The sequence below is a fragment of the Luteolibacter sp. AS25 genome (genome assembly GCF_046736275.1).
In the GTDB taxonomy this organism is placed as follows: domain Bacteria; phylum Verrucomicrobiota; class Verrucomicrobiia; order Verrucomicrobiales; family Akkermansiaceae; genus Luteolibacter.
This window is the reverse complement of the sequence record NZ_CP151837.1, coordinates 476,799-499,954: the sequence shown is the minus strand read 5'-3', so window position 1 is coordinate 499,954 and position 23,156 is coordinate 476,799. Positions and strand designations below refer to the sequence as shown.

25 protein-coding genes and 1 pseudogene are annotated in these 23,156 nt (G+C 52.9%); 10 read left to right on the top strand and 16 right to left on the bottom strand.

From position 1 onward, the window contains the following. Positions 1 to 22: 22 nt before the first annotated feature. The 4 genes and pseudogenes from AAGA79_RS02360 to AAGA79_RS02345 form a co-directional block, all read left to right on the top strand. A pseudogene (locus AAGA79_RS02360) lies at positions 23 to 88 on the top strand (potassium-transporting ATPase subunit F); the annotation flags it as partial. Next, positions 85 to 1,119 (top strand): SAM-dependent methyltransferase, encoded by a 1,035-nt coding sequence (locus AAGA79_RS02355; RefSeq protein WP_411827173.1) that lies wholly within the window; start codon positions 85 to 87, stop codon positions 1,117 to 1,119. The pseudogene AAGA79_RS02360 and the gene AAGA79_RS02355, both read left to right, overlap by 4 nt. 93 nt (positions 1,120 to 1,212) lie before the next feature. Continuing rightward, positions 1,213 to 1,950: a tetratricopeptide repeat protein gene (locus AAGA79_RS02350; protein ID WP_411827172.1), complete on the top strand. Its 738-nt coding sequence runs from the start codon at positions 1,213 to 1,215 to the stop codon at positions 1,948 to 1,950. A gap of 57 nt (positions 1,951 to 2,007) precedes the next feature. Next, a complete protein-coding gene (locus AAGA79_RS02345) occupies positions 2,008 to 2,796 on the top strand; it encodes a hypothetical protein (protein ID WP_411827171.1) in 789 nt (262 codons plus the stop codon). Between the two features lie 14 nt (positions 2,797 to 2,810). On the opposite strand, the gene AAGA79_RS02340 is transcribed toward AAGA79_RS02345, so the two are convergent. The 4 genes from AAGA79_RS02340 to AAGA79_RS02325 form a co-directional block, all read right to left on the bottom strand. Further along, positions 2,811 to 4,265 (bottom strand): GMC oxidoreductase, encoded by a 1,455-nt coding sequence (locus tag AAGA79_RS02340; protein ID WP_411827170.1) that lies wholly within the window; start codon positions 4,263 to 4,265, stop codon positions 2,811 to 2,813. After that, a complete protein-coding gene (locus AAGA79_RS02335) occupies positions 4,262 to 4,906 on the bottom strand; it encodes a cyclase family protein (RefSeq protein WP_411827169.1) in 645 nt (214 codons plus the stop codon). Before AAGA79_RS02335 ends, AAGA79_RS02340 begins: the two co-directional genes overlap by 4 nt. Before the next feature lie 111 nt (positions 4,907 to 5,017). Next, positions 5,018 to 5,266, bottom strand: a complete 249-nt coding sequence (locus tag AAGA79_RS02330; RefSeq protein WP_411827168.1) for a GlsB/YeaQ/YmgE family stress response membrane protein — start codon at positions 5,264 to 5,266, stop codon at positions 5,018 to 5,020. Between the two features lie 33 nt (positions 5,267 to 5,299). Beyond that, positions 5,300 to 6,439, bottom strand: a complete 1,140-nt coding sequence (locus tag AAGA79_RS02325; RefSeq protein ID WP_411827167.1) for a 3-dehydroquinate synthase — start codon at positions 6,437 to 6,439, stop codon at positions 5,300 to 5,302. Between the two features lie 114 nt (positions 6,440 to 6,553). Here AAGA79_RS02325 and AAGA79_RS02320 point away from each other — a divergent pair, with 114 nt between their 5' ends. Beyond that, positions 6,554 to 7,081 carry an NUDIX hydrolase gene (locus tag AAGA79_RS02320; RefSeq protein ID WP_411827166.1) on the top strand — a complete coding sequence of 176 codons (528 nt, stop codon included), beginning with the start codon at positions 6,554 to 6,556 and terminating at the stop codon, positions 7,079 to 7,081. Positions 7,082 to 7,111: 30 nt separating this feature from the next. Continuing rightward, entirely contained in the window at positions 7,112 to 7,492 is a 381-nt protein-coding gene (locus AAGA79_RS02315; RefSeq protein ID WP_411827165.1) for a hypothetical protein, read from the top strand. 9 nt (positions 7,493 to 7,501) lie between these two features. On the opposite strand, the gene AAGA79_RS02310 is transcribed toward AAGA79_RS02315, so the two are convergent. The 3 genes from AAGA79_RS02310 to accD all read right to left on the bottom strand — a co-directional run bounded on the left by AAGA79_RS02310 (position 7,502) and on the right by accD (position 10,068). Continuing rightward, positions 7,502 to 7,936 carry an ATP-dependent zinc protease gene (locus tag AAGA79_RS02310; protein WP_411827164.1) on the bottom strand — a complete coding sequence of 145 codons (435 nt, stop codon included), beginning with the start codon at positions 7,934 to 7,936 and terminating at the stop codon, positions 7,502 to 7,504. After that, complete coding sequence (locus AAGA79_RS02305) at positions 7,933 to 9,132, bottom strand: RimK family alpha-L-glutamate ligase (protein ID WP_411827163.1); 1,200 nt, start codon at positions 9,130 to 9,132, stop codon at positions 7,933 to 7,935. Before AAGA79_RS02305 ends, AAGA79_RS02310 begins: the two co-directional genes overlap by 4 nt. Positions 9,133 to 9,240: 108 nt before the next feature. Then, entirely contained in the window at positions 9,241 to 10,068 is an 828-nt protein-coding gene (gene accD / locus AAGA79_RS02300; RefSeq protein ID WP_411827162.1) for an acetyl-CoA carboxylase, carboxyltransferase subunit beta, read from the bottom strand. A gap of 147 nt (positions 10,069 to 10,215) precedes the next feature. Here accD and ileS point away from each other — a divergent pair, with 147 nt between their 5' ends. The 3 genes from ileS to AAGA79_RS02285 are packed head-to-tail and all read left to right on the top strand — an operon-like array spanning position 10,216 to position 14,757. Then, positions 10,216 to 12,948: an isoleucine--tRNA ligase gene (gene ileS / locus AAGA79_RS02295; RefSeq protein ID WP_411827161.1), complete on the top strand. Its 2,733-nt coding sequence runs from the start codon at positions 10,216 to 10,218 to the stop codon at positions 12,946 to 12,948. Positions 12,949 to 12,957: 9 nt separating this feature from the next. Then, positions 12,958 to 13,542: a signal peptidase II gene (locus AAGA79_RS02290; protein WP_411827160.1), complete on the top strand. Its 585-nt coding sequence runs from the start codon at positions 12,958 to 12,960 to the stop codon at positions 13,540 to 13,542. A 3-nt stretch (positions 13,543 to 13,545) separates the two neighbouring features. Further along, positions 13,546 to 14,757 (top strand): glycosyltransferase, encoded by a 1,212-nt coding sequence (locus tag AAGA79_RS02285; protein ID WP_411827159.1) that lies wholly within the window; start codon positions 13,546 to 13,548, stop codon positions 14,755 to 14,757. Here the strand turns inward: AAGA79_RS02285 and AAGA79_RS02280 are convergent. From AAGA79_RS02280 to AAGA79_RS02245, 8 genes are all read right to left on the bottom strand, one after another. Beyond that, positions 14,738 to 16,216 (bottom strand): cytochrome P450, encoded by a 1,479-nt coding sequence (locus AAGA79_RS02280; RefSeq protein WP_411827158.1) that lies wholly within the window; start codon positions 16,214 to 16,216, stop codon positions 14,738 to 14,740. The genes AAGA79_RS02285 and AAGA79_RS02280 overlap by 20 nt on opposite strands. 10 nt (positions 16,217 to 16,226) lie before the next feature. After that, a complete protein-coding gene (locus tag AAGA79_RS02275; RefSeq protein ID WP_411827157.1) occupies positions 16,227 to 17,423 on the bottom strand; it encodes a hypothetical protein in 1,197 nt (398 codons plus the stop codon). A gap of 77 nt (positions 17,424 to 17,500) precedes the next feature. After that, positions 17,501 to 18,196, bottom strand: coding sequence for a hypothetical protein (locus AAGA79_RS02270; protein ID WP_411827156.1), 696 nt, complete (start codon positions 18,194 to 18,196; stop codon positions 17,501 to 17,503). A gap of 55 nt (positions 18,197 to 18,251) precedes the next feature. Next, positions 18,252 to 19,028, bottom strand: a complete 777-nt coding sequence (gene hisF, locus AAGA79_RS02265; RefSeq protein WP_411827155.1) for an imidazole glycerol phosphate synthase subunit HisF — start codon at positions 19,026 to 19,028, stop codon at positions 18,252 to 18,254. 134 nt (positions 19,029 to 19,162) lie between these two features. Then, positions 19,163 to 19,429 (bottom strand): type B 50S ribosomal protein L31, encoded by a 267-nt coding sequence (locus AAGA79_RS02260; protein WP_411827154.1) that lies wholly within the window; start codon positions 19,427 to 19,429, stop codon positions 19,163 to 19,165. 91 nt (positions 19,430 to 19,520) lie between these two features. Next, on the bottom strand, positions 19,521 to 20,498 hold the full coding sequence (locus AAGA79_RS02255; protein WP_411827153.1) for a 6-phosphofructokinase: 978 nt from the start codon (positions 20,496 to 20,498) through the stop codon (positions 19,521 to 19,523). Positions 20,499 to 20,588: 90 nt separating this feature from the next. Next, a complete protein-coding gene (locus tag AAGA79_RS02250; protein ID WP_411827152.1) occupies positions 20,589 to 21,503 on the bottom strand; it encodes a histone deacetylase in 915 nt (304 codons plus the stop codon). A 76-nt stretch (positions 21,504 to 21,579) separates the two neighbouring features. Then, a complete protein-coding gene (locus AAGA79_RS02245) occupies positions 21,580 to 22,068 on the bottom strand; it encodes a glutathione peroxidase (protein ID WP_411828207.1) in 489 nt (162 codons plus the stop codon). Positions 22,069 to 22,267: 199 nt separating this feature from the next. Between AAGA79_RS02245 and AAGA79_RS02240 the strand changes: the two genes are divergently transcribed. Next, positions 22,268 to 22,918 (top strand): TetR/AcrR family transcriptional regulator, encoded by a 651-nt coding sequence (locus AAGA79_RS02240; RefSeq protein WP_411827151.1) that lies wholly within the window; start codon positions 22,268 to 22,270, stop codon positions 22,916 to 22,918. A 12-nt stretch (positions 22,919 to 22,930) separates the two neighbouring features. On the opposite strand, the gene AAGA79_RS02235 is transcribed toward AAGA79_RS02240, so the two are convergent. Continuing rightward, a complete protein-coding gene (locus AAGA79_RS02235) occupies positions 22,931 to 23,146 on the bottom strand; it encodes a hypothetical protein (RefSeq protein WP_411827150.1) in 216 nt (71 codons plus the stop codon). Positions 23,147 to 23,156: the final 10 nt, after the last annotated feature.

Below are 23,156 nucleotides of genomic sequence, written 5' to 3'. Positions count from 1 at the left end.
TAACTTATCCGTCTGATTCCTTTTCTCCGTTTTCCTCATACACGCGCTAATCCAGCCGGAAAAATTCCAGCACCTCTCCTTCCCATGAAATCCACCGACCTCCTCACCACCGGCAAAATCCCTGACCCGCTAATCCGCCTGGGTATCCGCCACCGCCTCGCGAATACAATTGCTCCGTTCGAAGCCCTCGATCCGGAAGACCGCCAGGCACAACTTATGGCACACGTCGCAGAGCTGAAAACCATGCCCGTTGCCATCGCCACCGACGAGGCAAACGAGCAACACTACGAACTCCCCACCCGATTTTTCCAGCGCTGCCTCGGCCCGCACATGAAATACTCCTCCGGCTACTGGGATGAGGGAGTCACGGACATCGGCGAGTCAGAAGCACGCATGCTCGCCCTCACCTGCCAGCGGGCAGAGCTTGCCGACGGCCAGGAAATCCTGGAACTCGGCTGCGGCTGGGGATCCCTTACCCTCTGGATGGCCAGCCATTACCCGAACGCGAAAATCACCGCAGTCTCGAACTCACGCACCCAGCGCGAACACATCATGGGCGAAGCCGCAAAGCGCAGCCTCCACAACATCGAAGTCATCACCGCAAACATGATCCACTTCGAAGGGGTCGGAAATTCCCGCTTCGATCGCTGCGTCTCCGTGGAAATGTTCGAGCACATGAAAAATTACCAGATTCTCATGGAGCGCGTATCCAATTGGCTCAAGCCGGACGGAAAACTTTTCGTCCATATCTTCACCCACCGTGAAAACGCCTATCACTACATCGCGGAAAACGAAGACGATTGGATGGCGAAATACTTCTTCACCGGCGGACAAATGCCTTCCGATGATCTCCTCCTCTATTTCCAGGACCACCTCCGCATCGAGCAGCACTGGCAGGTAAACGGACAGCACTACCAGAAAACATCCGAAGCATGGCTGAGAAACATGGACGAGAATTACGACGAGCTTTTCCCACTCATCTCGGAAACCTATGGCGCGGACCAAGCCGTTAAATGGTGGACCTACTGGCGCGTCTTCTACCTGGCTTGCGCCGAGTTATGGGGCTACCGCAAAGGCCACGAATGGATCGTCTCCCACTACCTTTTCAAAAACGCATAGGAACTATGCAGATTCCCACCGCTGCGGGATCCGTCACGTAGCTTGCCAGGCTTTCAAAAAACTCGAAATCACCGCCGGAAACATTTCTATCCAATGAAACCCATCCTCCTCCTTTTCCTGTCGACCGCCATCGGCCTCGCCCAATCCTCCGCCGAGTGGAAAAAGCAAGGCGACGCCCTCGACGGCATCGGCAAACCTAAGCAAGCCCTCGAGGCTTACGAAAAAGCTCTCGCGAAAGATCCCGCCAACTCCGGGATCCTTGTCAAAATCGCCAAACAATACGGCGACATGATGCCCTCACTCAGCGGAGGCGCGAAAAAATCCGCTGGAGAAAAATCCCTCGAATACTCCCGCAAAGCAGTCGCGGCTGACCCGAACTCCTCGGACTCCCACCTCGCTGTCGCACTTTCCCTCGGGAAAAATACCGAGTTCATGGGAAACAAAGCCAAGCTCCAGGCATCACGTGAAATGAAATCCGAGGCAGACACAGCACTCCGCCTGAACTCGAAGTCAGATTACGCCCACCATCTACTCGGCCGCTGGCACCAGGAAATGGCCGGCATCGGTGGGGCCTCCCGGCTGATCGCAAAGGCCATCTATGGCGGCGTCCCGAACGGTTCGTATGATCAGGCTTTGGAGCATTTCAAAAAAGCCAGATCCATCAACAGCCGTCGCCTCATTCATCAAGTCGAATACGGCCGCACCCTCGCGATGATGGATCGTAAGGCAGAAGCCCGCACTGAGATCCAGAAAGGACTCACCATGCCCAACCGCGAAGCCGACGATCCGGAATCAAAGCAAAGAGGTCGGGAAACCCTCGATAAGCTGTAACTTTCAGTAAGCACATTTGGACTGGATTTCGTAAAACGGAGACTTTAACGTAGCCGAATGTGCCTGAACACAATACTTCCATTCCTTTTATTCATCACCATCGCGGGCGCCGAGACCGTCGAATTGGAGAGTAAAGCCGGCTCAAAAACAGAAGTAGAGCTAATCGACCGCGGACCACAGTCAGTACGCTTAAAGACAGGTGGAAAGTATGTTAGAGTTGATTACGCGGACCTTACCGCAGAGTCGGTAAAAACGATCAAGGCCTCAAATATTCCGCTAATCACCAAACTGGAAATTCAGGTCAATGTGAACCTCGACCGGGAAGAGGTGAAGCAGGCATCTACAGGAAAAAAGGGGGCCTCAGGCAAAGCCGGAAAAGGTGGCAAGGGAAAGAGCTCCAAAAATAATGTCAAAAGCACCACTATCTACACCGTCTCGGGATCTGTAACCGTGTCCAACAAGGACAATGCCGCTGCCAGTCCGGCCGGGAATATCCATGTAAGTATTTTATCTTCGGATCCGGAGCACGAGGTCTTAAGCAACGAAACACTTTCTCTGCAGTCGCTGGACCCTTTTGGTGAATCATCTTTCGATCTCGCCACTTTCACGACCAAGGAAGCGCAGGACCAACCCGCCTCCACCAAGGGGAAAACCACAGCGGCAAATCAGGCTGCCACCAAAACCGACGCCCAGGGAAAAACTTCAGGTTGGGTCGCTGCAGTCGTGGTAGAAAAACAAATAGTGGCATTTGCGGCATCCAGCACTCATCTGGAGCCACGAAGCGACCGCGCTATCGATCTGCTGAAACTAAATGGCAAAGTCGATTACGAGAACGCGGTCGACTAAGATCCTTATCCTCCTCATATCCCGGCCAAGATCCCTCCTACACGCAGCGCGTTCGCAACAATCGTGAGCGTGGGATTTAATGCCGAACTGGAAGGGAAGAAGCTACTATCTGTCACATACAGATTATTTGCGGTGCGTAACCTGCAATTAACATCCAGTACGGAGCTACTCTCATCTTCGCCATATACCAGTGTACCGCATTGATGCGTACACCAATCGATTGGTAGCATCTGGGACGAGAATCCCCTGAAGTATGGAGTAGCGGAAAGCGCTCCCGTGAAGCTCGAAATCAGGTCCTGGTGAAGTCCGAGGTTGGTGAGTTTCCGTGATACTCCCGTCTGTCCATTCTCCAAACTTATCCTATTCTCAGTGAGCGGAAGATCCTCCGTCATATAGAAAAACTCCATGGCTCTGGAAGCGAGAAGTTCCGGCTCTCCCAATTTCTCGGTCCACGATTCCAAGCCGTACTGGACAGCATCCCACTTACCTTGTGTTTGAATGGAGCCGTTCAAAACAGGCACTTTTTCATCCGGCCGATACCATTCATTGGATGCAAATGTCTTGGCAAAAGAAAGGTCCAGCGGGCGATCGAAAACCGCTATCCCCGCAGAGGAAAGATGAGCCATATAATTTGCTCCGATCAACTGGTTCTCATCACCCAAACCAGAGGCCAGTAGGATCTTCGCACTGTTGATCGCACCTGCTGCTAGCACGTAACAATCAGCGGTAAGTCTTTCACCACTCGACAGTTTTAAAGCCCTCACATCTCCGGACACTGTAAATTCAAACGAATCGACCAAGGCCTCCGTCCTGAGCTCGAACTTATCTCCAAAGCCTCTCAGGATATGCAGAACCCGCGACTCAGGATCGGATTTCCCCAAGCTCGGATCTGGATAAGCATCGAATTTATCCAACCTAAGTTCCCATTCGTTTTGCTTTTCCAAGCTCACACCTAGTGGCAGCGAATGTGTCTCAATAGGAAGATCTCTTTTCAGTTTCGCAACGAACTCCTCATCCTCAACAGCAGGAAATGGAAACGGTCTTTCGGTCGGTTCCGTGGGATCTTCCTCACGATTTCCATGCACCGTATACAGCTCTTCAGCATCATCGTAAAACGGTGCCATCTCAGCGTAGTCCACCGGCCACGCCGGGCTAATTCCTTCCGGGTATTTGATTTCTTCAAAATCCGCAGGCCGGAAACGGTATAGTGCGGCACCATACAGCTTGGCATTCCCGCCGACATGGTAGTGCATCCATGGTTGGAATTCACCACCCTCGCCGTGATCCTGCCACCGCTCCCTCGTGCGATATTTCTTATCCCCGTATACCGCCATCGAGCTCCGGTTATCTTCTTCCTTCGGAAGAAATCCTCCTCGTTCCAAGATCGTCACCCTGTGCCCTCCTTCAAGTATTTTCAGAGCTGCACTGGTTCCTCCTGGTCCACTTCCTATGATTATGAAATGGCTCACGGTGCTCCCTTCCTCTTTCTCGCCACTGCCCTGGTCAAACCCGCATCCCCTTCCACTATCTTCAGCGGCAGGCAAATGAGATCATACCAGCCCTCCTCCAAATCGCTCAGAATCAGACCCTCCACCGCATAGATTCCGTTACCGAGAAGCGCGTGATGAACCTCCACCACATTACCCTCGAAGCCCCCTACAGAAAGGTAATCAACACCCACGCAAGCTACTTCCATTTCAGCCAGCCACTCCGCAACCTCCACCGATAGTGCGATGAAGTCCTTTTGAAATCCCCCATCATGGATTCGTTCCCTCGAGTTTCTTGTTTTGAACAAGATCCGCTGGCCTTTCGAGATCACCGATTGATCAAAATCGGTGAGCTTGATTTCGTCTTCACTGAAAATCTCCACCAGCCTCGCTGGCCCGATAAAGTTTTCTACAGGAGCCTCGTCTATACTCTTCCCTCCTTTGACAAAGTGCCTGAGAGCATCCACGTGAGTTCCACTGTGGGTCCCGATACTCAGCCGGGAAACATTACAAACATCCCCGTGTTGCATACATTGGGAGGACTGAATATCCACCCCGGGATTTTCTGGCCAAATAGCCATATCGGGGTGGATAGGAATACTGATATCGATCCAAGGGGTCATCCGGTTCAACTCGCAAACCGTGTACCACACAAATTTAACCGAATCGGGGGTCTCCAGCGGCTTAGAGACTGCAAAATGCATCCCCCCCGACAAGTATCCGCCGCTTCTGCGCTACCTCTTAACCATGCGATAGACCAGAAGAAGCAAGATAGCTCCGATCGTTGCTGTAACGATGGAACCCAAGCTAAGACCTCCTACCGAACCCATTCCGAAAAAACTTCCGACCCATCCGCCGACGAATGCGCCACCTATCCCCAAAAGGATCGTGATGATCCAGCCACCGGGATCCTTACCAGGCAGAAGAATTTTCCCAAGAATACCGGCAATAAGCCCCAGCAGAATCCAGATTAGAATATCCATGATATGGCATCATAAACACAGAATCTGCAATTGTCACCTGGCATCCCGCAACTCCGCAATGGATTCCGCCAGCATCTTTAAATCAAAGTCATGAACGTCCACTCCTTCGCCCAAATCTCTCAATAACAGAACCGTCAATCGCCCTCCCAGATGCTCACGGAACTCGTTCAGTCCGCTGAAAACGCGGCGCTCGCCACACTCTCCCACCCAATCCAACGCCGAATGATAAATGGGAAGTCCCAGTTTCCCCAGAACAGCAAGCACCCGCCCCATCTCATCCTTACCCAATAGTCCAATTTTCGCCGAATACACCGTATCCAGAGCCAACCCAACGGATACCGCCTCTGCATGGGTCAACACATGGTCGGTCAGTGCCTCCATTTTGTGGGCTGCCCAGTGGCCGAAATCCAGAGGTCTGCTGGAGCCATTTTCAAACGCGTCTCCTCCGTAGGCGATGTGCTCCGCATGCAGCAGAGCGGAGCGTTTCACACATTCATGGAAAACCGATGCTTCACGCGATCTCAGTCCTGCACAGTTTTCTTCGATCCACTCAAAAAATTCCCGATCCTTCACCAACGCAACCTTCACCGCCTCGATCAGACCGGAAATCGCCGCCTCCTCCGGCTGGCTATCCAGAAAGTCAAAGTCATTGATGACCGCATACGGGACCGAAAAGGAACCGATCCAGTTCTTTTTCCCGAATGAATTGATCGCACTTTTCACCCCCACACCGCTGTCATCCTGGGATAGTGTAGTGGTAGGAAAACGCAGTAACCTCACACCACGATGCGCCGTCGATGTGGCAAAACCCACTGCATCCAGAAACGCCCCGCCGCCGATCACCAGCACATAGGAGTGTCTATCGATCCCGGCTCTATCGATTTCGTTCCACACGGCTTTCACCAAGCTATCGTCAGCCTTGCAAGGCTCCGCCCCACCGAAAACCCGAACACCGCAGAACTCGAACTCCAGGGGAGCGAAATACTCTCCGATCCGCTCGACCAAACCCTCCTGAGCCTCCGCCACCGCAGTCTCCAGAAACACGAGAACCCTCCTGCCACCACCCTCATTTAGAAGATCCCGCAGCATTCCATTTCCACTCCCGAACGCGTCTTGGGTGAACATAACCCGGTGGGTGAAAGTTACGGGTATTTGAAAAACGTGTCGGTCCATGGTCTGCAACAAAAGCGGGCTGCTAAGTATTCCAGTTTACTACACATCGCCAACGATTCTTTCTCCTCTCTTTGAATTGCAAGCCAGTCGTCACAGCCTACTCTTCATACAGAAATGGAAGAAGAAATTGTCCTCTATCAGTCCAAATGGCTGGGCCTATACCGCAAAGGTTCCTGGGACTACACCCGCCGCCCACATTCCGATCACTGCGTGGGGATACTAGCCATCACCGAAGCGGAAGAAATCCTCCTTGTGGAGCAATTTCGCATACCTGTCGGAAAAACCGTCGTTGAAATCCCTGCTGGCCTGGTCGGCGACGAACCGGAATTCACGGGTGAAACACTCGCACAGACCGCGGCTCGTGAACTTCTTGAGGAAACCGGTTACCGCGCTGAAAAAATCGAACTTCTCATCTCCTCGCCCACATCCGCCGGCATGACTCCCGAGACCACCCATCTATTTCTGGCAAAAGAGCTTTCCAAAGAAACCGAAGGTGGTGGAACAGAAGGTGAAAATATCACCCTTCATAAAATTCCCTTGGCTCGGCTCCGGTCCTACTTTCAGGAAAAACAGGCAGAAGGCTGCATGATCGACTTCAAGATCCACGCTGCTCTGGCCGCAGCGAATCTGCCGTTTTCCTGACCGGAAAATTCCATCCAAGAACCCAAAATCATGTGTAAAAAAATCCTACTCCCACTTACCGGATTCTTTCTTTCCGCCTTTGGTGCAGCATTGGCCGATCCCGTCCAGGTTCAGCTCACCATCTGGGAAAGCGAAGAAAAAGACCGTGAAACCGCTGTCGCACATCTCGATAAAGCAATCGAAACCGGCGAAACAGATTCCGTTAGATTCGATAACCGTAAGTGCGAAGTCACCCCGATCCTCGTCGATGGGGATTGGGTGAAAGTGAAGCTAGCCATGAGCGAACTCAAGGATGGGAAATGGGGTAGCACCATAGCTCCAAGCCTCATGGCCAAATTCGACACCTCGTCCAAAGTCACCCTCAACGGAATTTCCTACGAAGTTCACGTATTTCAGGTTCCTGCGAACTGAGTCGGCTGATCAACCTTCCTTTTTCTTTGGCTTCCTCTTCGGAGTCGCCCAATGGTCCACGGAAGAATCCACCAGAAAATCACCCCCAAGCGCCTCACGCCCGAGCAGCAGGCGGTGAATCATCCGCTTCCGGCATACCAGAGAAACAATGATTTTCTTCTCGAACCCTGCCAGCAGAAGAGTTGTCTCCACAAAAATCCTATCGGTTGGATGCCCGGTCGAGGAGCGCACTCGCTTCCGCAGGACGATATCCTCCTCTAAGGTAATCAGTTGCTTTTCCTTTCTATCCAAACGCACGGTGAAGCGCACCCGATTGTTGGGCAGCTCCAGAATTTCCGCGCAATCTATCGCGCTGCTCTTCGCACCGGTGTCCGCTTTGGCTTTCAGCTTGATATCCCATTCTGGAAAATCAACCCACTCGCGCCAGCCGATAATCATGCTCATGAGCCCTTGCCGGTTTCGTTTGAAGTATCTTCGGGAAGCTTTTTGATCTTTCGCTTTTTCGGCTTGGCCGGGATGAGGCCCTTCATGTGCTCGGACTTGCCGTAACAAAGAAGGGTATCGTCCGCCTCCAGCACTCTCGAGCTCTTCGGATTGGAGATAACCGATCCCTTTCTGCGGAGGGTTAGAACCACCACATCCTGATCACGCAATCCGGTTTCCTCAATGGTCATGCCCGCATAGGTGCTACCTTCCGGGATACTGATATCCGCGACCGAGTAACCACGGCTGACGGTCAGACGCTGGCGGATATCGATTTCCGGGAACATCACCTGATCCGCGATGTAGTCGATGACTTCACCCGCAATATCAAGACCGGTTGCGCCCTCGATCCCCTCGAATCCAGGGGAGGAATTCACCTCCATGATCTGCGGGCCATCCTTGCCCTCAAGCATATCCACACCACAAATCCGCAGCCCCATGATCTGCGCAGCTCGCACAGCAGCTTCAGCATACGCCGGATCCAAATCAATCACCTCAGCCTTACCACCGCGGTGCACGTTCGAGCGGAATTCCTGCCCCTGTGCCACCCGGCGGATCGCAGCCACCACACGGTCGCCGATCACGAATGCCCGGACATCCTTGCCCTTGCTCTCCGCAACGAATTTTTGAAGTAAAACCTGCTGTTTGGAGCTTTGCAGCGTCTCGATGATCGCCTTCGCAATCTCGATTTTATCAGCAAGAATCACGCCTACCCCTTGAGTCCCCTCAAGTAGCTTGATGATCACCGGAGCACCGCCCACTCGTTCCAATGCCGCCTCAACATCGCGCTTATCATCCACATACGCAGTGGTAGGAATTCCCACATCATGCCGGGAAAGTATTTGAAGCGAGCGCAGCTTATCCCTGGAGTTGCTGATGCCCGCCGCGGTGTTCGGAGTATAGATATCCATCTGCTCGAACTGCCTTACAACCGCAGTTCCATAACGTGTAATGGATGTTCCAATGCGCGGTAAAATCGCATCCGTGTCAGGAAGCTCCTTTCCATGGTAATAGATGTCCGGATCCCCCTGATCCAAGCCGATGGCCAGACGCAGGGTGTTCAGGACCTCTATTTTATGCCCACGTTTCCTGCCTGCCTCTACTAAGCGGCGGGTGGAGTAACATTTGGGTGAGCAGGAAAGTATGGATAATTTCATATATTGGGAGCTTTGTGCGAGATCATATCTAGTACGCAGAATTACAGCCGTAAGACCGCACGCACGGCGCGTCAAAGGAAAGTCTAGTTCAGCTTCGTCACGAAGCCTTTATTTCATCATGAAATTGAGCATCTTTCCTAGGCGCTCACGCATCTGGTGGCGGGGAACGATCGCATCAATCAAGCCGTGCGAGAGCATGAACTCCGCGGTCTGGAAACCCGGAGGAAGATTCTGGTGGGTGGTTTCCTTCACAACACGTGGTCCGGCGAAACCGATCATACATTTCGGCTCGGCGATATTGATATCGCCGATGGTAGCAAAGGATGCGGTGACACCACCGGTAGTCGGGTGCGTCAGCACGGAGATGTAAGGAAGATTTGCCTCACCCAAACGTGCCAGGGCACCGCAGGTTTTGGCCATTTGCATCAGGGAAAGCATCCCCTCCTGCATACGTGCGCCGGATGAAGCGGAGATTATGATCATTCCACGCTTCTCCTTGATCGCAAGCTCGATGGCGCGGGTGATTTTTTCACCAACAACCGAACCCATGGAGCCTGCAAAAAATTTAAAATCCATCACTGCAATCATCGCCGGCTTACCTGCGATCGAAATGCGGCCGGTAACCACCGCATCGTTCATATTGGTCTTCTCGCGGAGTCCGCTGATCTTTTCCTCATAGCCCTTGAAGGCCAGTGGATTTGCGGAAAATAGATTCCCTTCGGTTTCCTCATAGGTGCCGGGATCAGCCAGAAGCATAATGCGATCCGTGGAATCCAACAGAAAATGATGACCACATTGCGGGCAAACCTGATGATTCTGCTTCAGCTCAAGGGAATGGTTCATCGCCCCGCAATCAGGACATTTCGACCACAAGCCTTCTGGCATATCGTCGCGTTTCTGCTGTGTGCGGAGGAGTGGTTTACTGAAAATGCCCATTGGAAATGACTTAAAAGGTTAGAGGTAAATGTCGGAAGTTTCTGCCAAACCCTAGCCATCCGTTCCCGCCACGACAACTCTGATTTCACACCCGTTCGACGGGGATTGACCCCACACCATGTGGTTGCTAGCTTCCGCGCCCATTCCATGAGCGATTCCCCGAATTACAAAGACACGCTGACACTTCCTCAGACCAGTTTCCCAATGCGAGGAGACCTTGTGAAAAACGAGCCGAAGCGTCTCGATATTTGGAACAAATCAGGAATCTACGAGAAAATTGTCTCCGCACGCAAAGCCGCAGGCGCCCCGGATTTCATTCTCCACGATGGCCCTCCGTTCGCCAATGGCGACGTGCACATGGGCACCGCGCTCAACAAATTGCTCAAGGATATGGTCGTGAAATCCAAGACCATGGCGGGTTTCCACGCCCCATTCGTCCCCGGCTGGGACTGCCACGGCCTGCCGATCGAGTTCAAGGTAGTTAAACAGGCAGCCGGCCTCGAACCAGCTGAGATCCGCCGCCGCTGCACGGAGTTCGCCGCTGGATTCATCGATATCCAGCGCGCCTCATTCCGCCGTCTTGGCGTCTTCGCGGATTGGGAAAATCCCTATCTCACCATGAACCCGTCCTACGAAGCCAGCATCCTGCGCGTCTTCGCAAAGCTCGTGGAAAACGGATCCATCTACCAATCCAAGAAGCCGGTCCAGTGGTCCTACGGTGCGCAAACCGCCCTTGCTGAAGCCGAAGTCGAATACGCTGACAAGGTCTCCCCTGCTATTTTTGTGAAATTCCCGATCGTGGAAGGTGCATTGGCTGGCAAGGCATCCATGGCCATCTGGACCACCACCCCATGGACCCTCCCTGCCAACCTCGGCATCGCCGTCCATCCGGAATTCACATACGTCGTAGGAAAATTCTCCGACGGAGAAACCGAAGAAAACTTCGTCATCGTCCGAGAATTGCTCGAAGCCTTCGCGGAAAAAACCGGTTTCGTGCTCAAGGAAACTCTTTCCGAAGTAAAAGGCCGTGAATTGGAAGGATCAAAAGCGCAACACCCGTTCCTAGACCGCACGTCACAGCTGATCCTCGCGAATTTCGTCACCACGGATTCCGGCACAGGTGCAGTTCACATTGCCCCGGGCCACGGCGCGGACGACTACGTAGCCGGCCAGCAAAACGGACTTGGAGTCCTTTCCCCTGTCGACGATCTCGGCCACTTCACCGCAGAAGTCGGACTCGAAGAGCTCGTCGGCCAGCACGTTTTCAAATCGAACAAGCGCATCATCGAGATCCTCCGTGAAAGCGGCCACCTGCTCGGTGAAGAGGAGTATCACCACTCCTACCCTCATTGCTGGCGCTCCAAAACACCGATCATCTTCCGCGCCGTGGAGCAGTTCTTCATCTCCCTCGACGGAAATGATCTTCGTAGCAAAGCCCTCGAAGAAATCGACAAAGTAAAATGGATGCCATCATGGGGCCGGAACCGCATCTACGGCACCGTTGAAGCACGGCCGGACTGGTGCATCTCCCGCCAGCGCACCTGGGGTGTGCCGCTTCCTGTCTTCTTCGATGAAAACGAAAAAGCAGTCATTTCCGCCGACCTCGCAAACAAGGTCGCCGACCTCGTTGAAAAAGAAGGCACCAACATCTGGTTCGAAACGTCCGACGAAGATCTCGCAGCCAAACTCGGCCTCCCTGCCGGACTCAAGAAAGGCAAGGACACCCTCGACGTATGGATCGATTCCGGATGCTCCCACGCCGCCGTGCTCGACTCCCATCCGGAGCTCCACGCCCCGGCTGACCTCTACCTGGAAGCCACCGATCAGCACCGCGGCTGGTTCCAGAGTTCGCTCATGCTCTCCACTGCCTTCCGTGGCCACGCCCCATACAAGCGCGTGATGACCCACGGCTTCGTGGTCGATAAAGACACCGGTAAAAAAACCTCCAAGTCGGACGACAAAAAGGGAGGAAAACCAACCGACGCAGCCCACTTCTACAACAAATACGGGGCAGACATCGTCCGCCTCTGGGCATCCAGCGTGGATTGGCAGAACGAGGTCCCCTTCGGAGAAGACCTCTTCAAGCAAGTAGCCGAGCCTTACCGCCGCCTGCGGAACACCCTTCGTATCCTTCTAGGGAACCTGGACGGCTTTACTCCATCCGACGCCTCCCCGGAATACACACTTCTGGATAAATGGATTCTTGAACGCCTCCACGAAGTGACCCGCGAATGCCTTGCAGCCTTCGAAAGCTTTGAATTCCGCAAGGTCTTCAACGCAATCAACCAATTCTGCACCAACGACCTCTCAGCCATCTACATCGACGCGCTGAAAGACCGTATGTATTGCGATGCACCGGACTCACCCCGCCGCCTCGCCTCCCAGGCAGCCATGCATGAGGTATTCCTCGGCATCACGAAACTTCTGGCACCTATCCTTGCCTTCACCGCGGAGGAGGCATGGGAGCATGCATCATTCACAAAAGGCAGCGTGCACGAGCAGGATTTCCCAAAACTCAATCCGGCCCATGCCCCGAGCGAAACCACCCAACAAGTGGACCGCCTTTTCCAGATCAAAGCTGCGATGCAAACCGCCATCGAAGCCAAGGTGCAGGCAAAGGAATTTTCCAGAAACAACGAAGCCGCCATCACTCTCACGATTCCCGAGAGTGATTCCGCACTGCTGAAAATGCTTCAGGACCGTGAATTTGCCACAGAGTTCTTCATCATCGCGGAGCTTTCCGTCTCCGTCGGCCCCGAGCTTACCGCCACGGCTGCCAAAACAGAACTCCCGCTCTGCCCACGCTGTCGCAAGCACGAGCCAGTCCTTACCTCCGGCCTCTGCCAGCGCTGCGAGGATGTGGTTTCAGCCGCGAAATAATAAAATCAAATGACACTTCCCAGGTTACTCCTGTTTCTCAGCCTTCCGCTCTACATCCTAGATCAGATCACCAAAGGCTGGACCGTCGCGAACTTCGCCACCCCTTGGTCCGCAGATGCGCACCAGTGGGAAATTATTCCCGATGTCTTCCATTGGATCCGCGTCCATAATCAGGGCGTTGCATTCGGCCTCGGAAATGGCACCACATGGGCTCCAATCGTGTTCCTCGCCGTGCCCGTCATCGCGCTGGTCATGATCCGTATCTTCTGGAAAAAAGGCGCATTCGCACAGCCCCTTTCAAAAGTCGCCGTAGCACTCCTGCTTTGTGGAATCTTCGGAAACCTAACCGACCGGCTCGTCCAGGGTTTCCTGCTCGAGGAAATGAAGGAAGGATCTTTCTGGGAGCGTCTTTCCTCCGGTTACGTGGTAGATTTCATCTCCGTGAAACTTCCCTTTTACGATAAGATCGTACCCGCAAGCGGCGGCTGGTGGCCCACTTTCAACATAGCTGATTCTTGTATCTGCATCGCTGCCGTCTTCCTCTTTATCGGTGGATTGAAGGAAGAGAAGGCGAAGCTCAAATCATCCAAATAGCCGATGAACCCCGCACTGCTGGCTCTGCACATCGCATCTTGCTACTGGGCGGCACACAGCGGACTTTCTCTCTGGAAATCACGTAGAGCCCATACGCTGTTTCTCAAAAACAGAAAGTGGCTACTGGAGAGAAATCTGGCCGGGCACAAAGGAAAAGCCGCAATCATCATTCCCACCAAAGGCATTTCGAGTAACTTTGATCGGTTCTTCGAGTTTATCACCACCCAGGACTACGGCCACTATCGCATCATCTTTGTCACCGAAAGCATCGAGGACCCAGCCCACCTGGCTCTTCGTAAAAAGCTTCAATCAGGTGGGTCTGAAAAGGAAATCACACTCCTCGTTGCGGGGCACACCGTTGACTGCGCACAAAAAGTCCACAACCAGCTGTCCGCCATGGAAAGCCTGCGCGAGGACGATGAATTAATCGTCTTCGCTGATGACGATCTTTACGGAAAACCGGACTGGCTCACAAATCTGGTCCTGCCCATCAACAGTGGCACCAGCGATCTCACAACGGGCCATCGTTGGTTCATTCCGGAAAATTCGAAACTACCGAATTTGATTATCGGCTCTCTCGGTATCGCCATGGAATCGTGGATCACCGCCGGCTGGAGAACGGTTCTCTGGGGAGGTTCAATGGCAATGTCGCGCACAGCCTATCTCGATCTCAACGTTCGGGAGCAACTCGCGCGTTGCCTGAACGACGACGTCCGCATTACCCAAATTGCCCTTCAAGGAGGAAAGCGCCTTCGGTATGTTCGCGCGGTAGAAGGCTTCACTCCGTGTGATTTCACACATAACAGCCTCTATGAATTCGGCAGGAGGCAATATCTCCACCTTGCAACCTATCTCCCGAAAATCGCCTTACTAAACGCGCTTTTCGCGCTTCTCTACATCGCCAGCTTTCTCACCAGTATTCTGCTCCTCGCCTCTGGCTCTTTCTGGTCGCTCCTTCCGGTCTTCGCCGGTGTAGCATTCAATCTACTACGTTGCAGCAGCCGCGCCCGATACATCCGCGACCGCTTCCCGCCCCAGGAAGCGGAGAAACTATTACCGATCAATGCGAAATCCTGGTGGGTGGATCCCTTCGAAAGATTAGCCACCCTTCTTGTTTCAACTAGCGCCCTGCTGGGAAAGGAAATGGTCTGGGGCAGCTTACGCTACCGTATCCGTGGCCCGCGCGATATTGAGATCAGTGAAAAGGACATTTAGCAGCCTCACCACCCCCGGCCGGCGGAGTCTCCGGCATCTCCTCGTACGGCGTACCCGGTTCCTTTGTCTCTTCCCTACGGAAAAGTCTCAGTGAAATCCCGTCCACCGAACGAATGGTGAGGCGCGAAATAGGCTCAGGATCCGCTCCAGGACCCGGCTCGAAGCGGTAGCGGCGGGTCAGGGACGCCAGAATCAACATCGCCTCCTGCATCGCAAATGCAGCACCGATACAAATGCGTGGCCCTTGCCCGAACGGTATATAGGCACATGAGGGCTTATCAAGACCACCTTCAAAGCGATCCGGATTGAACTCATCGGGATTCTCCCAAAGCTCACGATGCCGGTGAACCAGCCAAGGCGCGACAGCCACAGGCGAGCCATCGGGGATAAGGTTTTCCTTCTTCCCCTTTTTGATCACCTGATCACCTACGGCCTTTCGAAAAATCAAGAATCCCACAGGCGGATATAGACGCATCGTTTCGCGAAACACATTCCTGATCTGCTTGTGGCGCGGGATATCCTTGAATTCCGGCTCACGCTCACCCAGCAGTCTCACGGTTTCCTCATGAAGTTTCTCCTGAATTTCAGGACACTTGGTCAGAAGGAAAAGCGACCATGAAAGCGCACTCGCTGAAGTCTCATGACCGGCAAGGAAAAGCATCGCCACCTGATCAATCAGCTCATCGACAGTGTATTTCGATCCGTCTACCGGATCTCTCGTCTCCAGCAGGGACTGCAGAATATCCTTATACTCACCCTTTTCGCCGCGCTGGTATGCTTCGAAGCGCTTGCGGATCGGCACTGCCAGCAGCTCACGGATCACCCGTCCGGTTTTTTTCCATACGAAAAAGTGGTGTGGCATCAACCACAGCGGAATGTGAAAGAAATCCATCTGGATCATCACTGACGCCTTTTCCTGAAAGAGGTGGAAATTGTCGAAAATCTTCTTCGCCGTATCACCTTCCAGAGTCTCGGAAAGAATCGTCCGCAGAATGATGTCCGCCGTGACGTGGGTCATCTCCATTTCGATATCCACTTCAGCACCGTCCTCCACCTTATCCAGGCGCTCGATCATCGCGTCCGAGCCACCCTTCATCAGTGCGTATACATCTTTCAGCTTCGCTTGACCAAAAGCCGGGTCGAGCATCCGCCGCTGTCGCTCCCAGACCTCTCCATTGGTCGTGAAAATGCTCTCCCCCAGGAGCGGCTTCAGCACCCGCGTGGAGAGTTCATGCTTCGGAAAGACCGCGTATTTATCGACCAGGACCTCCTTGATGAGTTCCGGAATTTTTACCAGAAACAGTTGCACTCCCGGCAATCTAACCCGTGACATATGCCCCGAGTAAGAGCCTTCATAAAGCGTAGCCAGCCACGACCGGCGCCCCCGCTTGAACAGATTCCAAAGCGAGCGCTTTGCGCCCTTCTCGAGAGGCTTCGGGTAAGGAGGAGTATAGGCCATTGGGAATCAATTATATAAGGCTTTGTGGAAATCTTTCTGAAAGTTTTTGCGGCCCGGCTGTGATCGCAAAGAAATCATAATCAGTCAGCATCTCTCCGGCCATGACATATTGAAAATGGACGCGGAAAATATCCTTTTTGATAACCGCATACCTCTCCGGCGAAAACATTTTCACTATTCTTACAGGATGCAATTGCGGCCTGACCGCCACGCCATTTGGCCGTTTGATACCGTTTGCCTCAAGTGGATCCACCATACTGACACACGCTCCATCCCTTTTTGCGGAAAAATCAAGCCACTGCACTCCATCAGCAAGTGCTACAGTCTCCAAATCCTTCCGAAGCTGCTTCGGCCCAGGGAAAAAGCTAAGGATAATTTGGCAATTCCCCAGAGACAGCAGGCCGAATTCCGGACCTTTCTTTCCAAGCCCGGGATAGAGCTCCAGCATACGCCTTACCAGCGGCACAGTCAGAACGGAGCCGGCACTATGCCCTGCGAGAAGCACCTCATCTGCATCCGTATTCTTTATCTTATCTACAATATACCCGGCAAATTCTTCGATCCTCTGATCGATTTCAGGAAGCTTGCCGCCACCCCACGGATGCAACATACAATAAGTCCTGAGTAGCCAATAAGTGCGGAATTTCCTATCCAGATATCGGGACAAGTGAAGCGATCCATAACCTATGGCCACGGCGGGAAGAATCCCCCACCACCAGGCCTGACCAAAGGCTAGCGGCAATACCATCGCCGCAATCCCTAGAATCGCAGCAGCCAAAAACAGTCCGAAAAATGCGATAATCGGATACGCAATCGTAAATGCCGCCGACCAGGAAACCTTGTAGAGCCGGGGCACGTGATTACTGACGAGCACATTCCAATATACCGGGATAGCTGCTTTCATCAGCTCCCACTCATTTTTCGGCCAGTATTTCCGGATCAGATCATCCCAGCGGAGAAATTCGTATTCCGTCTTGGTTCCAGCTCCTTCCAACTTGATGTCCCAGCCATGCGTGTGGTCACTGGTTTTCCGCCGTTTTCCGACCTTCAGCGAGAGCCCGTTGAGTGGTTCCTGAAGCTTAGACTCCGCTGAATAAAGTTTTTGATAATGGGAGGGTCCTCGCGGATCAAAGCCACTAAAATAGAAGACCAAACGCTTGTTCACGCGTTTCCCGCTTTGCTCCTGGCTGTCGCTTCCCTCTTCCATTCACTTTTGGTCCGTTCGCTCAAGACGCTGTTGGTTTCCGTGATGAGGCGCAAGCACAAGAGCCTTGATATAAAGTTTCACGGGCGAGGCACAGGCAACATCCATTCATCATTTCCAGCCAACTTGATCCGGACATCAACCATCGAGATCATAGGCTTTTCAGAACCCTCGGGGTAATATCCACCAGTGAAACGGATCGGCCCCGCCTGCATCTCATCCTTCCAGGCAAAGAATTTACCTTCCGGCGCATTTCCCCTGCGGAAAATCCATCCAAGCACAGTGTGATCTTCATCGACGAAAAGATCATAGGCATCGCCAGGTGTATAACCTTCGTCGCTTGGCCAAACAGCAGTCAGTTTGTTGGCAGCCACCTTTTCCCCATCGATTTCAATCTCCACAGCCCCTTCATCGGTCACTTCGGGATTTGACCAAACGATACTGAACGGGAACAGAAACCAGAAGGAATCGTTGATGAATTGTTTGTGGACCGCTTTACCTTCCTTGGTTTCGATAGCCTCAAGGTCTATGGTGAAGGACTCGCCGTTGATCGTGCGGGTCACGGTATTGTCCTGCACTACCCAGCTCCATTGGCGGTTTACCGGCTTTTTACCGTCAACCGAGAAGGTAAAATCGATCACCTCCACATCGGACCAGTTCTTTAGACCGTGCGCTTCCGCCAGTTCCACTTCCGGCTTGGTTTCGTCCGCAGCGAAGGTTGAACCTGCGAGAAAACACGCAGCTGACAAGAAAATGAGGAAGGGTTGTTTTTTCATACCGTAGTTTCCATCAAGCTAAGTGCCCACAGGAGCGCTTGGCAAATCAGGATCTCTAAAAGGAGCTTTTAAAACTCGGGCGCACCGGCACTCCGTGCCTGGCAAAGTGATCCTTCGCCTGCCCCACCGTGTGCATCCCGAAGTGGAAAATTGAAGCCGCAAGAACTGCATCCGCTTTTCCCTTTTCCAGCACCTCCACCATGTGATCCAAATTCCCGGCCCCCCCGGATGCAATCACCGGGATACCGATGGCAGAAGAAATAGCGGAGGTGAGCTCGCAATCGTAACCCGCCTGCGTTCCGTCCGCATCCATGGAGGTCAGGAGAATTTCCCCCGCGCCGCGCCGCCAGACTTCCTTCGCCCACTCTACGGCATCCTGACCTACCGGTGTGCGTCCACCGTGAGTGTAAACACCCCATTTTCCCGGCCCTTCCCGCTTCGCATCAATGGCGACAACGATGCACTGGTTGCCGAATGCCTTGGCACCCTCATCGACGAGTCCCGGATTCGTCACCGCGGAAGTATTGATCCCCACCTTGTCCGCGCCGGCCTGAAGCATGGCGTGCATGTTTTCCACGGAACGGATCCCGCCACCGACGGTAAGTGGGATGAAACATTGCTCTGCTGTCCTTTTTACAACGTCCACCATGGTTTCGCGTGCATCCGAAGAAGCAGTGATATCCAGAAAGACCAACTCATCTGCCTCCTGTTCATTGTAGGCGATTGCGCATTCCACCGGATCACCGGCATCGATAAGGTCCACGAAATTTACGCCTTTTACGACACGGCCATTGGTAACATCCAGACAGGGAATGATTCTTTTTGCGAGCACGCGAAAGTCTTAGTTTTCAAAGCTCAAAATTCAAACCCCAAAGGAGGCTGAATTCAGACAAAACAAAAAACGACGCCCGTTTCCGGAGCGTCGTTTTTGAGAGAAACGGATAATTACCCGTTCGGTGTGGCAGCTCAGAGCTTTGGCTTGCCAACGCGGCGGACTGTGCCGAAACGCTTTTGGAACTTGTCGATGCGGCCTTCGGTATCGACGAATTGCTTCTGTCCGGTGAAGAACGGATGCGAATCGGAAGTGATGCCGGAAGAAATCACTGAATACTCAACACCGTCGATTGTTTCCTTTTTCTCGGAAGTCTTGGTGGAGCGGGTGATGAACCGTGCGCCTGTGGTCATATCAACAAAGATGACCGGATTGTATGTGGGATGAAGATCCTTTTTCATATGACTATGTGGTTGCCCTCACGTACCAACGCGCGGGGCGGGGAAAATGCCCGATCTGGCGGTGGTGTCAAGATTTAAGCGAAGCGAATTTCTAATTGGCCAAAGGTGTGGCGAGCTTGATCAGCGCGGGATCCACCCGGTACTTCGCATCTGCCACCTGTTCGATCGGCAGATGACTGTAAGTACCGTCCTTGAAGGTCATGATGGAGTTTTTCTGCCCTGCTTCCAGTGCGTCCACTGCAGCCACCGCAAATTTATACGCCATGATCCGGTCGTAAACAGTCGGTGATCCACCACGCTGGACGTGTCCTAGGGTAGTCAGGCGTGCTTCCATACCGATGGAGTCGTTGATGAACCGTGTGACGTATTCCGCCATATTCGTACCTTCCGCCACCACAGCAATCACGTAACCGCGACCATTCTGTATGTCCTGTTTGATGCGGGCTCCGATTGTATCCAGATTGTATTCAATTTCCGGAACGAGGCAGATTTCAGCACCACAGGAGAGAGCGGACGTGAGGGCAAGGTATCCGCAATGGCGGCCCATGACCTCTACGACAAACGCACGCGAGAACGAAGAGGCAGTATCCCTGATGGAGTCGATCGATTGGCGGATCACGTTCAGAGCGGTATCCACTCCGAGGCAGTAATCCGTCCCGGCGATGTCATTGTCGATGGTCGCGGGAATTCCAGCAAAAGGGATTTGGAAATCAGCGTAAAACTGGTTCAAGGCCCGGAAGGAGCCATCACCACCGATTACGATGAGCTGGCCGATCCCATGGGATTTCAGATTTTCGTAGGCTATCCTCCGTGTCTCCAGTTCGAAAAACTGGGGAGAACGGGAAGAGCGAAGAACGGTGCCTCCCTTATGCATGATGCCGGAGACGAGTTCCGCACTGGCCGGAACGATTTTATTGGCGATAAGCCCACGCAGGCCATCGTAGACGAGAAATGGTTTGTAGCCACGCTGGGATGCGTATTCCACGGCACATTTCACAGCGGGATTCATTCCAGCGGAATCTCCGCCAGAGGTCATGATCGCGAGACCTGGCTTTTCAGAAGTATTCATAAATTGATGAGTCGGGATTAAGCAGGTAGAATGCCGTGCGGCATTATTTGAAAAATATGATTTTGTGAAGAGTTTCCTCTCTTATGCGCGTTAAAGTCCGCGATATTCCCGCGCCAGGCGCTTTGCGGTGGCGATTGTATTCCGGTGGAGTTTCGCGGTAAATTCGGGCTGCCGATTGTAGCCACCGCCATAGAGAATCGCCACCGGGATATGATTTTTGATCATCGCGCGGAGGAGAGTCTCATCCCTGCGCTGGATTTCCTTCAGGGAAAGATGCATTTGTCCAAAACGGTCGTTCCGGTGATTATCCGCACCCGAGATCCAAATCACCAGATCCGGGGAAAATTTATCGAGTGCATCCGCCAATGTCCTGAAAAGCTGCTGGAGATACATCTCCCCCTCCACATAGCGAACTGTCTCCACATCCAATGTGCTGGAAACCTTTTTGGTCGGGTAATTTTTCCCGACGTGGATGGAGTAGGTGAATACATTAGGATCATCCCCAAGGATGGAAGCAGTGCCATTTCCCTGATGAGCATCGGTATCTACGACCATCACGCGGATTTTCGGCTGCTTGTCCTGTAGATCTCGGATCGCGATGGCGATGTCATTGAAAACGCAATAACCTTCCCCATGTTCGCGAAACGCGTGGTGGGTCCCGCCGGCAAGACACACGCCGACTCCTTCCGTCAGGGCGGCATTGCAGGCCATGCGAGTCGCCTCGATTTCCGTGGCCGAGCGGGAGAACAGATCCCTGCTGGCCGGCAAGCCAAGGAGTAGGAGCTCCTTCCGGTCAAGTGAGGCGGATTGGATCTTTTCGATATACGCACGGTCGTGAACGCGGAGAATGTGATGGAAATCCACAGCCTTCACCTCCACCACCTCTTCGGGCTTGAGGATATTTTCAGCAAGGAGCATGTCCTTGGAGATGCGGAACTTGTCCATCGGGAACGGATGCCCGGCAGGAAGTTCAAGTTCCAGAGCTTGGGAATAAAAGCAGCGCATTGGCTAGAGCTTGGCTCTCTTTATCTACTTTTCAAGAATAGTCCGCTCTGTGACCGATTCAGAAGATCAGGGAAGATTACTTTTCGAGCGCCAGACCGATCGCTTCAACCAATTTTTTCCCATCCGGTTTGGTACGGGAATCGAACCTGTTGAGAACTTTTCCGTCTTTACCAATAAGGATTTTCTCGAAATTCCATTTCACCTGCCCGGGGAAATCGGCGTTCTCTCCGGTAATAGCAGAATAGAGCTCATGCTGCTGTTTCCCCTTCACATGAATTTTCTCCATAATAGGGAAGGTCACACCGTAGTTGAGTTCGCAGAATTCCAGGATTTCACCCATAGATCCGGGTTCCTGTTTTCCAAAGTCATTGCAGGGAAAAGCAAGAATCACAAACCCTTCATCTTTCTTCTCCTGATACAATTCTTCCAATCCCTTATACTGCTTGGTGAAGCCGCACTTGGAGGCAACGTTCACCAGTAGCACTACTTTTCCCGAGTAATCTCCCAAAGTTGAAACCTTACCAGATGCGTCCTTGAATTCGATTTTCTGCAAATTTTCTGCCATCGCAGCGGTGGATAAAAAGCAACTGGCTAGAAGGGTTTTCAAGATCATCCGGGAAAATAAGCGAGCCAGTTACAAAAACAAGCAATGAGATATACCAGAACCAGGAACATCTGACCACTTGCAAAATGCAGGCAAGTATTCGTCAGGGATTGACAATCATCGCCGGAACGCTTGGCTCCTAGGCGTGCGTGTTTTGAAAGTGCCTGAAACTGGACCCAAGCGAAAGTTGCTCGATGCGGCTGAAAGGCTGATCCTTGAAAAAGGGTTCGATTCCATATCCGTCCGCGACATCACTGGTGCGGTAAAGGCAAATGTCGCCGCCGTGAACTACCACTTCGGAAGCCGCGAGGGTCTTCTGGACATGGTGATGTTCCACGCCATCGAGCCACTTTGTGAAGAGCGGACCAAATTACTGGAACAAGCGGAACGCCAACGGGCCGGCAAAATGGTTTCAGTGGAAGACGCTCTCGGCATTTACGTGAGTTCCCTGATTTCTACCGCGGCCAAAATCAAAGCCGATCAATTCAAATATCTTCCATTGGTTGGAAAATCCCTTCTCCAACCGGAAGCCCGGCTTTCACCGATTGTCTCCATGCTAAAAGTAGGGATATCGGAAAAATTCCTCGCGGCATTGGCGCGGGCATGTCCTTCCATTCCCGAGACAGATTTGGCCTCACGCTGGTATTTCTTCGATGCCGGGCTGAACCAAAGCCTGCAGACGCTCTCCCCTAATCAAGATCTGGAAGAAATTCTTTCCTCATGGGTAAACTTCGGAATCCGCGGATTTTCAGGAAAACCTCCCAAGAATCCGGCGAAAGATGACCCACAAGGGCAGCTTTTCGACTTCTGAACGTGCCGGAAATTAGTAGATCGGTGCTCCACCGGCCTGTGTATCATAGCCACTGGAAGTATCGTAACCCCCGGTGCCACCTGCAGCTTCACCACCGTAGGTTTCTGTCGCCTTGCGCTCCATCCCTTCGCCAAGCACACGCATATCGCGACCCAATCCGATCGTCGTGTTGCATGATGATAAAGCGATTGCCGAAAATCCTGCGAGGGTAAGGAATACGTATTTCATAGAACTTTTG

What these genes read in the sequence shown, in the direction of transcription:
- AAGA79_RS02290 (WP_411827160.1), top strand. Translation starts at nt 12,958, where the DNA reads ATGACACTTCCCAGGTTACTCCTGTTTCTCAGCCTTCCGCTCTACATC.
- AAGA79_RS02250 (WP_411827152.1), bottom strand. Translation starts at nt 21,503, where the DNA reads ATGCGCTGCTTTTATTCCCAAGCTCTGGAACTTGAACTTCCTGCCGGG.
- AAGA79_RS02275 (WP_411827157.1), bottom strand. Translation starts at nt 17,423, where the DNA reads ATGGAAGAGGGAAGCGACAGCCAGGAGCAAAGCGGGAAACGCGTGAAC.
- AAGA79_RS02260 (WP_411827154.1), bottom strand. Translation starts at nt 19,429, where the DNA reads ATGAAAAAGGATCTTCATCCCACATACAATCCGGTCATCTTTGTTGAT.
- AAGA79_RS02315 (WP_411827165.1), top strand. Translation starts at nt 7,112, where the DNA reads ATGTGTAAAAAAATCCTACTCCCACTTACCGGATTCTTTCTTTCCGCC.
- AAGA79_RS02330 (WP_411827168.1), bottom strand. Translation starts at nt 5,266, where the DNA reads ATGGATATTCTAATCTGGATTCTGCTGGGGCTTATTGCCGGTATTCTT.
- AAGA79_RS02325 (WP_411827167.1), bottom strand. Translation starts at nt 6,439, where the DNA reads ATGGACCGACACGTTTTTCAAATACCCGTAACTTTCACCCACCGGGTT.
- AAGA79_RS02335 (WP_411827169.1), bottom strand. Translation starts at nt 4,906, where the DNA reads ATGACCCCTTGGATCGATATCAGTATTCCTATCCACCCCGATATGGCT.
- accD (WP_411827162.1), bottom strand. Translation starts at nt 10,068, where the DNA reads ATGGGCATTTTCAGTAAACCACTCCTCCGCACACAGCAGAAACGCGAC.
- ileS (WP_411827161.1), top strand. Translation starts at nt 10,216, where the DNA reads ATGAGCGATTCCCCGAATTACAAAGACACGCTGACACTTCCTCAGACC.
- AAGA79_RS02305 (WP_411827163.1), bottom strand. Translation starts at nt 9,132, where the DNA reads ATGAAATTATCCATACTTTCCTGCTCACCCAAATGTTACTCCACCCGC.
- AAGA79_RS02255 (WP_411827153.1), bottom strand. Translation starts at nt 20,498, where the DNA reads ATGAATACTTCTGAAAAGCCAGGTCTCGCGATCATGACCTCTGGCGGA.
- AAGA79_RS02345 (WP_411827171.1), top strand. Translation starts at nt 2,008, where the DNA reads ATGTGCCTGAACACAATACTTCCATTCCTTTTATTCATCACCATCGCG.
- AAGA79_RS02350 (WP_411827172.1), top strand. Translation starts at nt 1,213, where the DNA reads ATGAAACCCATCCTCCTCCTTTTCCTGTCGACCGCCATCGGCCTCGCC.
- AAGA79_RS02270 (WP_411827156.1), bottom strand. Translation starts at nt 18,196, where the DNA reads ATGAAAAAACAACCCTTCCTCATTTTCTTGTCAGCTGCGTGTTTTCTC.
- AAGA79_RS02285 (WP_411827159.1), top strand. Translation starts at nt 13,546, where the DNA reads ATGAACCCCGCACTGCTGGCTCTGCACATCGCATCTTGCTACTGGGCG.
- AAGA79_RS02310 (WP_411827164.1), bottom strand. Translation starts at nt 7,936, where the DNA reads ATGAGCATGATTATCGGCTGGCGCGAGTGGGTTGATTTTCCAGAATGG.
- AAGA79_RS02355 (WP_411827173.1), top strand. Translation starts at nt 85, where the DNA reads ATGAAATCCACCGACCTCCTCACCACCGGCAAAATCCCTGACCCGCTA.
- AAGA79_RS02320 (WP_411827166.1), top strand. Translation starts at nt 6,554, where the DNA reads ATGGAAGAAGAAATTGTCCTCTATCAGTCCAAATGGCTGGGCCTATAC.
- AAGA79_RS02245 (WP_411828207.1), bottom strand. Translation starts at nt 22,068, where the DNA reads ATGGCAGAAAATTTGCAGAAAATCGAATTCAAGGACGCATCTGGTAAG.
- AAGA79_RS02280 (WP_411827158.1), bottom strand. Translation starts at nt 16,216, where the DNA reads ATGGCCTATACTCCTCCTTACCCGAAGCCTCTCGAGAAGGGCGCAAAG.
- AAGA79_RS02235 (WP_411827150.1), bottom strand. Translation starts at nt 23,146, where the DNA reads ATGAAATACGTATTCCTTACCCTCGCAGGATTTTCGGCAATCGCTTTA.